General features: G+C 72.9%; 12 protein-coding genes. 5 read left to right on the top strand and 7 right to left on the bottom strand.

Annotated features, from left to right (window positions below):
- Positions 1–55: 55 nt before the first annotated feature.
- Positions 56–1165, bottom strand: coding sequence for a glycosyltransferase (locus EDF64_RS03145; protein WP_243736228.1), 1110 nt, complete (start codon positions 1163–1165; stop codon positions 56–58).
- 72 nt (positions 1166–1237) lie between these two features.
- On the opposite strand from EDF64_RS03145, the gene EDF64_RS03150 reads away from it, so the two are divergent.
- From EDF64_RS03150 to EDF64_RS03160, 3 genes are all read left to right on the top strand, one after another.
- Complete coding sequence (locus EDF64_RS03150; RefSeq protein WP_133518652.1) at positions 1238–2233, top strand: lysylphosphatidylglycerol synthase domain-containing protein; 996 nt, start codon at positions 1238–1240, stop codon at positions 2231–2233.
- A gap of 167 nt (positions 2234–2400) precedes the next feature.
- Entirely contained in the window at positions 2401–3543 is a 1143-nt protein-coding gene (locus tag EDF64_RS03155) for a glycosyltransferase family 4 protein (RefSeq protein WP_133518653.1), read from the top strand.
- A 235-nt stretch (positions 3544–3778) separates the two neighbouring features.
- Positions 3779–4459, top strand: a complete 681-nt coding sequence (locus tag EDF64_RS03160) for a hypothetical protein (protein WP_133518654.1) — start codon at positions 3779–3781, stop codon at positions 4457–4459.
- A gap of 8 nt (positions 4460–4467) precedes the next feature.
- Here EDF64_RS03160 and purE read toward each other — a convergent pair whose 3' ends face one another.
- The 3 genes from purE to EDF64_RS03175 all read right to left on the bottom strand — a co-directional run bounded on the left by purE (position 4468) and on the right by EDF64_RS03175 (position 7726).
- Positions 4468–4935, bottom strand: coding sequence for a 5-(carboxyamino)imidazole ribonucleotide mutase (gene purE, locus EDF64_RS03165; RefSeq protein ID WP_133518927.1), 468 nt, complete (start codon positions 4933–4935; stop codon positions 4468–4470).
- A 142-nt stretch (positions 4936–5077) separates the two neighbouring features.
- Positions 5078–6448, bottom strand: coding sequence for a glycoside hydrolase family 6 protein (locus EDF64_RS03170; RefSeq protein WP_133518655.1), 1371 nt, complete (start codon positions 6446–6448; stop codon positions 5078–5080).
- 141 nt (positions 6449–6589) lie between these two features.
- Positions 6590–7726, bottom strand: coding sequence for a 5-(carboxyamino)imidazole ribonucleotide synthase (locus tag EDF64_RS03175; protein ID WP_133518656.1), 1137 nt, complete (start codon positions 7724–7726; stop codon positions 6590–6592).
- 139 nt (positions 7727–7865) lie between these two features.
- On the opposite strand from EDF64_RS03175, the gene EDF64_RS03180 reads away from it, so the two are divergent.
- Complete coding sequence (locus EDF64_RS03180) at positions 7866–8357, top strand: GtrA family protein (RefSeq protein ID WP_133518657.1); 492 nt, start codon at positions 7866–7868, stop codon at positions 8355–8357.
- Between the two features lie 138 nt (positions 8358–8495).
- Here the strand turns inward: EDF64_RS03180 and EDF64_RS03185 are convergent, their stop codons facing one another.
- The 3 genes from EDF64_RS03185 to EDF64_RS03195 form a co-directional block, all read right to left on the bottom strand.
- A complete protein-coding gene (locus EDF64_RS03185; RefSeq protein ID WP_133518658.1) occupies positions 8496–9803 on the bottom strand; it encodes a UDP-glucose dehydrogenase family protein in 1308 nt (435 codons plus the stop codon).
- A gap of 104 nt (positions 9804–9907) precedes the next feature.
- On the bottom strand, positions 9908–10456 hold the full coding sequence (locus tag EDF64_RS03190; RefSeq protein ID WP_166645584.1) for a PH domain-containing protein: 549 nt from the start codon (positions 10454–10456) through the stop codon (positions 9908–9910).
- Positions 10457–10460: 4 nt separating this feature from the next.
- Positions 10461–11273: a biotin--[acetyl-CoA-carboxylase] ligase gene (locus EDF64_RS03195; RefSeq protein ID WP_133518660.1), complete on the bottom strand. Its 813-nt coding sequence runs from the start codon at positions 11271–11273 to the stop codon at positions 10461–10463.
- Positions 11274–11347: 74 nt separating this feature from the next.
- Between EDF64_RS03195 and EDF64_RS03200 the strand changes: the two genes are divergently transcribed.
- Entirely contained in the window at positions 11348–12943 is a 1596-nt protein-coding gene (locus EDF64_RS03200) for an acyl-CoA carboxylase subunit beta (RefSeq protein ID WP_071290596.1), read from the top strand.
- Positions 12944–12951: the final 8 nt, after the last annotated feature.

Below are 12951 nucleotides of genomic sequence, written 5' to 3' on the forward strand. Positions count from 1 at the left end.
GACCGGCTGTCGGTTCCGGTCTGGCCGTCGGTCCCGGTTTCCTCGCTTGTCCGGGTCAGCGCGCGCCGGCGCGGAGCCGGTCGTCGAGCGGCGCGACCGCCGCTGCGGGACGGAACCGCTCGGCCGCCTGCGCGGCGGCCGTCCGGCGTTCGGCGAGCAGCGCGCGGTCCGCGGCCAGCGCCCGCACCGCCGCCGCGAGGGCCGCGGCGTCCCCGGCCGGCACCGCGGTGACCGCGTCACCGAAGGTCCGGCGCTGGGGCGCGGTGTCGCTCGTGACGACCGCGAGCCCGGCGGCGGCGCACTGGTAGACCTTGTTCGGCACGACCTTGAGCGCCTTCGGCGTCGTGCCCATGATGCCGATCCCGACGTCGTGGGACGCGACCAGCGCGGGGAGCTCCGCAGCGTCGACCCACGGGATCCACTCCGTCGGCGCTCCGCCCTCGGCCGCGGCGCGCGACGCGTCGAGGTCCTGCCCCGACCCCACCATCGTCACCGTGACGGACCCGTCGGACGGCAGCAGCCCGATCGCCGCACCGATCGTCTCGGCACCCTGCAGCGGGGTGAACAGGCCGTAGAACACCACGCGGAGCGGTCCGTCCGTGTCGATGCTGCCCGAGGCCGCCGCGTCGTACCACGACTCCTGCGCACCGACCGGCACCACGACCGCCTTCGACCGGAGCCGCTCCGGCACGAGGTCGCGGTGCTCCTCGGTGTCGACGACGACCACGTCGGCGATCCGGAGCGCCGACGCGTCGAGGAATCGGAGCAGCCGCTGCTTCAGGCCGGCGTCACCGACCCCGCGGTCCTGCGCCGTCGTGGCCGCGAAGACGAGGTGGTCGAGCGCGATCGTGGTCCGGGGGAAGAGGGCCCGGGCGAGCCACACGTCGAAGTGCCCCATGTACCCGACGAGCACGGCGTCGGGACGACCGGAGCGTCGGGCGCGCAGGGCCTTGCCGACCAGGCGCGACCAGCTGCTCGCGAGGCGACCGGCCATCTGCAGCGCACCGGAACGGGCACCGAGCATCGCGACCCGGTCGCGGGTGGACAGCCCGAGCGGGACGTTCGCCTCGGCTACCTGGTGGCCCCGTTCCCGGAGCCCGTCGGCGAGCACACGCACCCGGGGGTGATCCGAGGCCTGGTATGTTCCGAAGGTCAGGATCCGCACGTGTGTCGCCTCTTCTCGGTTCGATGTGCGCGCCGTCTCGGTCCTGACGCACCCGATCAACCCTAGGTGAGAATGACCGACGTCCCCCAGCCCGCAAAGCGCTCCCGAGCCAAGTCCGTCGTCCGCGTGGTGGCCCTCGTCGTCGCCCTCGCACTCTGCGTGGCGTTCCTCGTCCCCCGGGCCGGCGACATCGCCGACGCCTTCAGCCGGCAGAACCCGTGGACGCTCGTCGCGGCGCTCGTCGTCGGCGCGGCGGCGACCTACGTGACGTTCCTGTCCTGGCGCGCGCTGATGGCCGGCGCCGGGCACCACATCCCGCTCGCCGCGGCCCAGCGGGTGTTCTTCCTGTCGCAGATCGGCAAGTACATCCCCGGGTCGGTGTGGCCGATCGTGGCCCAGGCCGACCTCGGCCGCGAGCACAAGGTGCCGCCGGCGCGCAGCGTGGCCGTCGGCATGCTGACGCTCCTCGTCAGCTGCGGCGCCGGCGTGTGCGTGGCCGCCGTCACGATCCCGTTCGTGCAGCCGGACGCGTTCGCCCGCTACTGGTTCGTCGTCCTCCTCGTCCCGATCGTGCTCGCCGCGCTGCACCCGGCGGTGCTCCGGTTCGGTCTCCGGCTGGCGTCCAAGGTCACCCGGCGCGACCTCGGCACGATCGACATCCGCCTCGGAGCGGTCGTCCGTGCGTTCGGCTGGGCGGCGCTCGCGTGGCTCGTGTTCGGGCTGCACATCACCCTCGTCCTCGTCCCGCTCGGCCACGTCGACCTGCGGGTCGTGGTGCTCACCATCGGGGCGTACGCGCTCGCCTGGCTCGTCGGGTTCCTCGTCTTCTTCCTGCCGGCCGGTCTCGGCGGGCGCGAGGCCGTGCTGACGGCGATGCTCACCGCGGGCGTCCCGCTCGGCGCCTCGGCCGCGGTCAGCGTCGCCGTGATGTCGCGCGTGCTGCTCACCGTCGTCGACCTGCTGTTCGCCCTCGGTGCCGTCCTCGGCGAGCGTCGACACCGCCGCGCTCGGGCCGCCGCCGGAGCCGCGTCGCCGGTGCACGCCGACCCCGGAGCGGCTGCGGAGTAGTCGTCGCCGGCGTCGAGGAGTCGTCGTCGGCGGCGCTGGGGGGCCGTCGTCGGCGTCGCTCGGGGCCGTCGTCGGCGTCGCTCGGGAGCCGTCGTCGGCGTCGAGGAGTCGCCCGGCGCGCGCTGGTATGGTCGTGCGACGTCCGCAACACCGAGGAGCTCCACGAGATGACCACACTCCGCGTGATCGTCGACCAGGTGATCGCCCCCGTCCCGGGTGGCATCGGCCGGTACGCCGAAGAACTCACGCGGGAGCTCATCGCCACCGCTCCGGCGGGCTGCGACGTCGTCGGCCTGGTGTCCGCCGCTCCCCGCGACCAGACCGACCACCTCCGGAAACTGCTCCCCGGACTCGCCGACCTCGAACGGCTGGCGCTCCCCCGCCGCGAACTCGCACTCGCCTGGCAGGGCGGCTTCGCCCGCGGTGCCTCGCAGGGCATGGTGCACGCTCCGAGCGTCCTCGCGCCGCTCGTGAAGCACGACCGCTCGCTCGAGCCCGGCCGACAGACCGTGGTCACCGTCCACGACACCGTGCCGTGGACCCACCCCGAGACGCTCACCCCGCGCGGCGTGCAGTTCCACCGGGCGATGGTGAAGCGCGCGTACAAGTACGCGGACGCCGTCGTCGTGCCGACCCACGCGGTCGCCGGTGAACTGAACGGCGTGCACCCGTTCGGCGACCGGCTCCGGGTGATCGGCGGCGCACCGAGCGGGCGACTGCGGGTGCCCGTCGACGCCGACCTCCGCGCGGAACGCCTCGGGCTGCCGCCGCGGTACGTGCTCGCCGTGGGCACGCTCGAGCCGCGGAAGGGCCTCGCCCACCTCATCGCCGCGATGGCGCACCCCGACGCACCGCAGGAGCTCCCACTCGTCATCGCCGGACCCGACGGCTGGGGCGACGTCGACGTGCACAGCGAAGCGGAGCGGGTCGGGCTCGCGCCGGAACGACTCAAGGTCCTCGGTCGCGTCGAGGACGCCGACCTCGCCGTGGCCTACGATCGCGCGACCGCGTTCGTCTTCCCGAGCCTCGCCGAGGGCTTCGGTCTGCCCGTGATCGAGGCGATGAGCCTGGGCACGCCGGTGATCCACTCCGACGACGCCGCGGTGTGCGAGGTCGCTTCGGACGCCGGCGTGGTCGTCGCCCGCAACCCGCGGGAGTCCTACGCGGAACGACTCGCCCAGGCCGTGTACCAGGTGGCGAACGACCGCCGTCTCGCCGCCCAGCTGGCGATCGCCGGCCCCGACCGCGCCCGGATGTTCACCTGGCGGGACTCCGCGTCCGAGACCTGGCAGCTGCACGCGGACCTCTGATCCGAACTCGACGGCGTCCAGACCTCGACGGTGCGCCGACCTCGGGGGCACCGACCTCGGTGTCGCCGATCACGGGGACACCGACCTCGGTGTCGCCGATCACGGGGACACCGACCTCGGTGTCGCCGATCACGGGGTCACGGACGTCGGCGTCGCCGATCACGGATCCGTGACGATCGGTCGAGCCCACCGTGTCCTCCGTCGTCGGCGCGCGTCCCGCTGCCAAGATCGGGGCATGACGCGTCGACACCCGCTCACCATCCTGACCGTTCCGCTGGCGCTCGGCGTCGCGACGGCCACCCTGCTGACCGGCTGCTCGGGCGGCGACACCCCGGACCGCACACCGTCCGCCACCAGCACCTCGAGCGCCTCGTCGACCCCGACCGCGACCCGGACGGCCGACCCGCTGCCGACGCCGGAGCCGACGACCGCCCCGACGGACGACCAGACCGGCTCCGCCGACGACGGCACCGGCCCGGGCACCGGCAACGGCAGCGGCGCCGACGCCCCGGCGAACGTCGACTTCACGAAGATCGCCAAGCAGGGCGTGGCTGCCGCGGGTGGTGGCACCGTGATCTCGCTCGCCGGCTCGGGCGACTCGTGGACCGTCGTCGTCGCTGGCCCCGACGGGTCGCTCACGCAGTCGGTCGTGTCGGCGACGCTCGACCGGGTGACGTCCGGCCCGTTCCCCAAGGACTCCGACGCGGGCACGAAGGCCGCGAACGTCGCGCGAGCGGCAGCGCTCAAGGTGGACGCGACCGCGGCGGCCTCGCGAGCTGCGACCGCAGCCGGGGGCACCGTCACCGGCATCGTGCTGGGTGGGAGCGGTTCGGCACCGACGTGGTCCGTGTCCGTGTCGGTCGGCGGGGCTGCCAAGACCGTCACCGTGAACGGGGTCAGCGGCGCGACGAGCTGACGCTCGACTCAGAGCGCGTCGCGGAGTCGCGCAGCCTTCTCCTCGACGATCCGCTCGAGGTCCTCGGCGTGCTGCTGCAGCCGCGCGGAGACCGCCGCGTCCGTCGACCCGATGATCCGTGCCGCGAGGAGTCCGGCGTTCGCGGCCCCGTTGATCGCCATCGTCGCGACGGGGATGCCGGCCGGCATCTGCACGATGGAGAGCAGCGAGTCGAGCCCGTCCAGGCGCGCGAGCTGTACGGGCACGCCGATCACGGGGAGCGTCGTCATCGATGCGACCATCCCGGGCAGGTGCGCCGCTCCCCCGGCACCGGCGATCACGACCCGGATGCCGCGTGCCGCTGCACCGCGCGCGAAACGGGTCATCTTGTCCGGGGTCCGGTGCGCTGACACGACGTCCGCCTCGAAGGCGATGCCGAGTTCCGTCAGGGTGTCCGCGGCGGCCCGCATGGTCGGCCAGTCCGAGTCGGAGCCCATGATGATCGAGACGAGCGGCTGGGCGGGGGCTGCGGTGTCGGTCACGGCACGAGCCTACTGGAGGCACCGACGGCCCCACGGGGACGCGTCAGCGCACGGGGACGCGTCAGCGCACGGGGACGCGTCAGCGCACGGGGACGCGTCAGCGCACGGCGACGGTCGTGCAGCCCAGTGCCCGGTCGCCACCAGCCCCGATGCCGAGCGCGGTGAGGCACACCGAACGCTTCCCGCTCGCGGCGGCCACCGTGACCTCGTACCCGTGGTTCTTCCCGACCCCGTGCACCCGGTCGACGTCCGGCCGTGCGACGCTCGCGGGCCACGACCCGACGGTCTTGCCGTCCACCGTCATCCGCACGGTCACCGGCTTCGTGGTGTCGTCACGGTCGAACGCCCACCCGCGGACGCTGAGGCGCCGCTTCGCGGTCGAGGTCGCCGAGTCCCGCTTCGCCACCGGCGCCACCGACGGTGCGCGGGGTGCGGTTGCGGGTGCGGCCTGCGCGGCCGGGGTGCCGAGACGGGCGTTCGCGACGAGGCCCTGCGCAGCCGCCGACCACCACTTGCCGGCAGCCGGGCCGCCGTTGCAGAGTCCGTCGCTCGCGCCGGGCGTCTTCACCCAGAGCAGTGCGTCGAGCGCGGTGCCGTCGGACACGACGCGCGGCGTCGTCCCGAGTCCCGCACCCGGACCGTTGCACCAGGTCCCGCGCCAGCCCTGCCCGTTCCGTGAGGTGTCGATGACGTAGTGCGAGCCGCCGGTGAGCGCGGAGACCTTCTCGGCGTAGGCCTGCTCCTGCGCGGTCGGGTAGTAGTTCGCGACGTTCGTGAAGAACCCGCGTGCCTGCTGCACGCCGGCACTCTGCAACCGCGACGCCATGACCACCGGCTGGACCCAGTTCGAGTTCCCGGCGTCGAGGTAGGCGGGGACGCCCGCCGCGGTGAGGGCGGCGACCTCGCGGGAGAGGATCCGGAAGCGCTGCTGCCCGAGCGACGCGTCGCACGCGCTGTTGCTCAGCATCGCGAGCGAGTCCGGTTCGACGACGACCGCGGCGCGGTGTCCGGCGAGGCGGGACACGACCTGGTCCACCCACGCGGTGTAGGTGGCCTCGTCGAAGCCGCCCGCGGAGTGCCCGCCGCAGTCACGGTCGGGGATCGCGTACGTGACGAAGACCGCGGTCGTGCCGGCCCGGTCGGCCGCCGTGACCGCCGTGTCGATCGTCCGTGTGAGGGTCGCACCCTGCGTCCAGTCGCCGAGCCAGGTCGCGACGGGGTACTGGGCGATGACCTTCGCCGCGGCAGCGCCGGCGGGATCGGTCGTGGCGAGCGCGGAGACCTGCTTCGCCGCCTCGCTCGTGTCCGACCGGTACGGCCCCTTCCCGTACAGCGTCGCGGACGAGGCCGCCCGCATCGACGCGGCCGTGGTCGCCGCCGACGCGGCGACCGGCGTCAGCGCCCCCGCGGCGAACGCGACGAGCGCGCTGAGCGCTCCGGACACGGCGAGCACACGGACGCGGCGCATGACGGACTCCTGTGGATTGGTCGACCCCTGACCGCTCCATGGGAGCACGCGCCCCGGGCACCCGTACACACGCCAGATCGGGTGCCACCCGACCGGGTGTCCGCTGTTCTGCGGACCGCTTCAGGCCCGTTCGGACCGGCCTCAGTCGTCGAAGTGCGCAGCCGCCGAACGCGCGCGGTACGTCACGTCGTCGACGTCGTCACCGATCACGGTCACGTGCCCGATCTTCCGCCCCGGCCGCGGCGCCTTGCCGTAGAAGTGGTACTTCGCCTCGGGGAAGGCCTCGAGCGCTGCCGGGTACCGCGCGGCGAGGTCGCCGTCGGCCGGACCACCGAGCACGTTGATCATCACGGCGGACGGCGCGTGCATGCCGGTCGCGCCGAGCGGCAGGTCGAGGACGGCGCGGAGGTGCTGTTCGAACTGGCTCGTCGTCGCGCCGTCGATCGACCAGTGCCCCGTGTTGTGCGGACGCATGGCCAGCTCGTTGATGAGGATCCGCTCGTCGTCGGTCTGGAAGAGCTCGACCGCGAGCACGCCCGTGACGCCGAGCTCGGTCGCGATCCGGACGGCGATGTCCTCGGCCAGGTCGGCGAGTCGTCCGGCGCTGTCCCGCGCCGGGGCGAACACCTCGGCGCAGACACCGTCGCGCTGCACGGTCTCGACGATCGGCCAGGCGACGACCTCGCCCGAGGGCCGACGGGCGACGGACTGCGCGAGCTCACGGGTGAACGGCACGAGCTCTTCGACGAGCAGGGCCTGCCCACCGCCGGCCTCGGCGACCGCGATGAACCAGTCGGAGACGTCCGCCGGGTCGGTGACGACGCGGACGCCCTTGCCGTCGTACCCGCCGCGCGCGGTCTTCACGACGGCACGGCCGCCGTGGTCGTCGAGGAACGCCTGCAGCTCGTCGGGATCCTGCACGGCGGCCCAGTCCGGCACCGGCAGGCCGAGCTCGGACAGGCGCTGACGCATGGTGATCTTGTCCTGCGCGACGGCGAGCGCATCGGGCCCGGGACGCACCGCGACGCCGGCGTCCACGAGGGCGCGGAGGACGTCCTGCGGGACGTGTTCGTGGTCGAAGGTGACGACGTCGACGTCGCGCGCGAAGGCGAGGACGGTGTCGAGGTCGTGGTAGTCCCCTTCGGCGGTGGCGGCGATCGCTGCGGACATGCCCGGCCCCTCGGCGAGCACCCGGATGTCGATCCCGAGCTCCACCGCGGCGGGCACCATCATCCGTGCCAGCTGTCCTCCACCGATGACCCCGACGCGCAACGCCATGCTGTGTGTTCCTTCCGTCGTTCTCACCGTGCCGGGAGAGCGCCCTGTCTACAATCGCTACTCGGGTCGCACCGTCCGTGCGACCGCTCGAGACGTGCACTGCACGACCAGCGACAACTCTACGGACCCTGGAGAACCCGTGCGGCGACTGATAGCCCAACTGGCACGCTTCGGCGTGGTCGGTGCCGTCGGCTTCGTCGTCGACACCGCGATCTTCAACGTGCTGCGCGCGACCGTCCTGAACCCGGACGACGTCCACTCCGGCCCGTTCTGGGCGAAGGTGGTCTCGACCGTGGCCGCGATCTTCGTCAACTGGATGGGGAACCGGTACTGGACCTTCCGTGACCAGCGCCGCTCCGTGGCGGCGCGCGAGGGCGTGGAGTTCGTCATCGTCTCCCTCGGCGGCATGGTCATCTCGCTCGGCTGCCTCGCCGTCTCCCACTACGTGCTCGGGTTCACCTCGGCACTCGCGGACAACGTCTCCGGCAACGTGATCGGGCTCCTGCTCGGCACCGCGTTCCGCTTCTGGCTCTACAAGGTGTGGGTGTACCACCCCGAGCGCACGGACCGGCCGACGAACGAGGCCGAGCCGACCGGCACCGACGGGGAACGGGTCTCCTCCGGGGTGTGACCCGCTCGGCTCAGCGGTGCGGCCCGCTCGGCGGCGCTGGCCCCCTTCGGCGCCGTCGTCGTCGCCGAACGACGACGGCGCCGACGCCGTGCCGGAGCACGTCGTCGGCGCCGTCGGGGAACGCCGGTCGCCGGGTGGCTAGCGGCCCATGCCGCGGAGGCGGAAGCCGGCAGCGGTCCACGCGTCGCGGTCGAGGCAGTTCCGGCCGTCGATGACGACCGCGCTGGACACGAGGGACGCGGCGTGCACCGGGTCGAGCTCGCGGAACGCGTTCCACTCGGTGAGCACGAGCACCAGGTCGGCGCCGCGGAGCGCGTCGTCGGCGGTCTCGACGTAGTCCAGCTCGGGGTGGATCCGACGCGCGGTGACGATCGCCTCGGGGTCGTAGGCGGCGACCGATGCGCCGAGGTCGTGCAGTCGCGCCGCGATGTCGAGCGCGGGCGAGTCGCGGACGTCGTCCGAGTTCGGCTTGAAGGCCAGGCCGAGCACGGCGACGCGCTTGCCCTGGACGGCTCCGTCGAGGAGCTCCTGCGCGAGCTCGACGACGTACGCGCGACGACGCAGGTTGGTGGCGTCGACGTCGGCGAGGAACGCCAGCGACTCCCCCACCCCGAGCTCGTTCGCCCGCGCCTGGAACGCGCGGATGTCCTTCGGCAGGCAGCCGCCGCCGAAGCCGAGGCCCGCGTTGAGGAACTTCCGGCCGATGCGGGCGTCGTGGCCGATGGCGTCGGCGAGCGCCGTGACGTCGGCGCCGGTGACCTCGGCGATCTCGGCCATCGAGTTGATGAACGAGATCTTCGTCGCGAGGAACGCGTTCGCGCTGATCTTGACGAGCTCGGCCGTGGGGAGGTTCACGACGAGTCGGGGCGTGCCGCTGGCGAGTGCCTCGGCGTAGACCTCGTCGAGGGTGTCCACGGCGCGCTGGCCGGTCTCGCCGTCCGGGACGCCGTACACGAAGCGGTCCGGGGAGATCGTGTCCTGCACCGCGAAGCCCTCGCGGAGGAACTCCGGGTTCCAGACGAGCGACGCGCCGGGCACGGCGGCCTCGACCTCGGCGGCGAGCCGAGCGGCGGTCCCCACCGGCACCGTCGACTTGCCGACGACGAACTCGCCCGCGGACAGGTGCGGGGTGAGCGCGGCGACGGCGGCGTCGACGTAGGTGAGGTCCGCGGCGCCGGTCGGGCCCTGCGGGGTGCCGACGGCGAGGAAGTGCACGCGCGCGCCGGCGACCTCGGCCATGTCGGTCGTGAACCGGATGCGTCCGGACGCGAGCGCCTCGGACAGGATCTCGGGGAGACCCGGCTCGAAGAACGGGGCCTCGCCCGCCGCGAGCCGCTCGATCTTGACCGGGTCCACGTCGACGGCGACGACGTCGTGCCCGAGCTTGGCCATGGATGCGGCGTGCACGGCACCGAGGTACCCGCAGCCGATGACAGAGATTCGCACGGGAAGACGCTACCGGGTTCTCGTCGGACTTCCACCGAGTGTGCTGGGAGCGAGCCCGCGGGGAGCGAGTGCGCTGGGCCGACGCGCCGGAGCGGGACACGGGGTCAGGGTCGGACGTCGCCCCACTGCGGCCGCTCGGCGCCGCCGACGATCTCGTCCCAGTCGGGCTCCCGGTGTCGGCGGCGCGCTTCGTGCGCCTCGACCATGTCGTGCAGGACCGCCACGACGAGGTCGGCGTACGGCACGTCCGCCAGCACCATCGCGGGTTCGTCGCCCGGGAACACGAGGACGTCCCCGGAGCGGAACACACCCTGCAGCCCCCGGCGCCGGACCGTCACGTCGTAGCCCCGGGAGTGCAGGAGCTCCCGCCGGGTCCGGGTGCCGAGCCCGTGCACGACGACGAGGCGCCTCGTGGTCACCACGTACCGCTCGGACATCCACCGGAACAGCGGCAGTGCGCCGCCGAGGAACAGCAGGAGCAGCACGAGCCCGGCGACGACGGCGTTGAGCCACGCCAGCTCGGCACGGAAGACACCGAAACCGAACCCGCCGGCGAGCGTGACGAGCACCACGAAGACCGCGGGCCGCACGAGCCGACGCGCGTGCGGCCGCAGGCGTGCGACGACGCGTTCGGGCGGCGGCTCGTCGGTCATGCCGTCATGCATACCGCAGGTGGGTGACGTCCCCCACGGCGACGCCCCTGCGGACGCCCTGTCGATCCCGGATCGTGATGCGGCCCTCGTCGTCGATGCCGGTGGCGTCGGCCTCCAGGTGGGTGCCGTCCGGCAGCTCGATCCGGACGCGCTGCCCGATCGTGCCGCAGGCCGACCGGACGTGGGACCGGACCGTCCCGGCGGCCGGACCGCCCGTGACCAGCGCGGCCACTGCCTCCAGGACGGCGCGGTGAAAGGCGACCAGCACTCGGTCGGCGAGCACGTCGGCGGACCCCGTCGCACCGGCGACGGCCAGGGAGGTCGACGTGGGTGTCGGGAGCCGGTCCGCGGGGATCGTGAGGTTCACGCCGGCGCCGACCACGACGCTGCCGTCGGCGGCGACCTGGCAGAGGATGCCGCACACCTTCCGGCCGCCGATCTGCACGTCGTTCGGCCACTTCACCGCGACGTCGGCGCCGAGCTGTTCGTCGCCGGGCAGGACCGCGGCGACCGCGTCGCGCATCGCCGCGCCGGCGACCAACGGGAGCCAGCCGCGGTCGCGCTCGTCGAGGTCCGCGCGGACGAGGAGGCTCACGGCGAGGGTCTCACCGGCCGGGGCCGTCCACGAGCGGTCCAGACGGCCGCGCCCCGCGGTCTGGTCCAGCGTGACCAGCACGCTGCCGTGCGGCTGCTCCGGCGCGGCCTGGAGCAGGTCCGCGTTCGTCGAGCCCGTCGTCGCCGGGGCGGTGAACACGGCGCCGGCCGCGGCGACGGCCGCTCGGCTCGTCGGGAACGGCGGCGACGCAGGTGTGGACATGCACGCAAATGTACGGGCAGGAACCGTGGGGGTCCTCCAACCAGCCGCGTCGTCACCGCCGGTAGGGTGAGCGGGTGACTTCAGGAGACACCCCCGATCTCTCGACGACGGCCGGTCGGCTCGCCGACCTCCGCGAGCGGTACCACGAAGCAGTGACCGCCGCGGGCGAGGCCGCGATCGCCAAGCAGCACGCCAAGGGCAAGGGCACGGCGCGCGAACGGATCGAGCAGCTGCTCGACGAGAACTCCTTCGTGGAGTTCGACGAGTTCGTCCGCCACCGCACCACCGCGTTCGGCATGGACGCCAAGCGGCCGTACGGCGACGCGGTCGTCACCGGCGTCGGCACCATCCACGGCCGGAACGTCGCCGTGTACGCGCAGGACTTCACCGTCTTCGGTGGCTCCCTCGGCGAGGTCGCCGGCGAGAAGATCATCAAGGTGATGCAGCACGCGATCAAGACCGGCGTGCCGATCATCGGCATCCTCGACTCGGGCGGCGCCCGCATCCAGGAAGGCGTCGTCGCCCTCGGCAAGTACGGCGAGATCTTCCGCCTCAACACGCAGGCGTCCGGGGTCATCCCGCAGCTCTCCATCGTGATGGGTCCGGCGGCCGGCGGTGCCGTGTACTCCCCCGCCCTCACCGACTTCGTGATCATGGTCGACAAGACCAGTCACATGTTCGTCACCGGCCCCGACGTCATCAAGACTGTCACCGGCGAGGACGTCGGCTTCGAGGAGCTCGGTGGCGCACAGACGCACAACGCCGTCTCCGGCGTCGCGCACTACCTCGCCGAGGACGAGTCCGACGCCCTCGACTACGCCCGGTCGCTCATCGGCTTCCTGCCGGACAACAACCTGTCCGACCCGCCCGCGTACGACGTCGCCCCGGAGCTCGAGACCACCGACGCCGACCACGAGCTCGACGTCGTCATCCCGGACTCGGCCAACCAGCCGTACGACGTCACGACGATCATCGAGCACCTCGTCGACGACGGCGAGTTCCTCGAGGTCCAGCCGCTCTTCGCGCCGAACATCCTGATCGGCTTCGGCCGGGTCGAGGGCCGCACGGTCGGCATCATCGCGAACCAGCCGCAGGCCATGGCCGGCACGCTCAACATCGACGCCGGCGAGAAGGCAGCCCGCTTCGTGCGGTTCTGCGACGCGTTCGGCATCCCGATCCTCACCCTCGTGGACGTCCCCGGCTACCTGCCCGGCACCGACCAGGAGTGGACCGGGGTCATCCGCCGCGGCGCGAAGCTCCTCTACGCGTACGCCGAGGCCACCGTGCCGCTCGTCACCGTCATCACGCGCAAGGCCTACGGCGGCGCGTACATCGTGATGGGCTCGAAGCAGCTCGGCGCCGACATCAACCTCGCGTGGCCGACCGCCGAGATCGCCGTGATGGGTGGTCAGGGCGCCGTCAACATCCTGTACCGCGCCGAGATCAAGCGTGCCGAGGAATCCGGCGAGGACGTCGCCGCCGTGCGTGCGAAGCTCGCGAACGAGTACACCTACAACGTGGCGTCGCCGTACCTGGCGGCCGAGCGCGGTGAGCTCGACGGGATCATCCAGCCGCACGCCACGCGCGTCTCGGTGATCAAGGCGCTCCGTGCCCTGCGCGGCAAGCGTGCATCGCTGCCGCCGAAGAAGCACGGGAACATCCCGCTGTGATCGAGGTG

Origin of the sequence: Curtobacterium flaccumfaciens, from assembly GCF_004361695.1 — a bacterium.
GTDB classification, from domain to species: Bacteria; Actinomycetota; Actinomycetes; order Actinomycetales; family Microbacteriaceae; genus Curtobacterium; species Curtobacterium flaccumfaciens_B.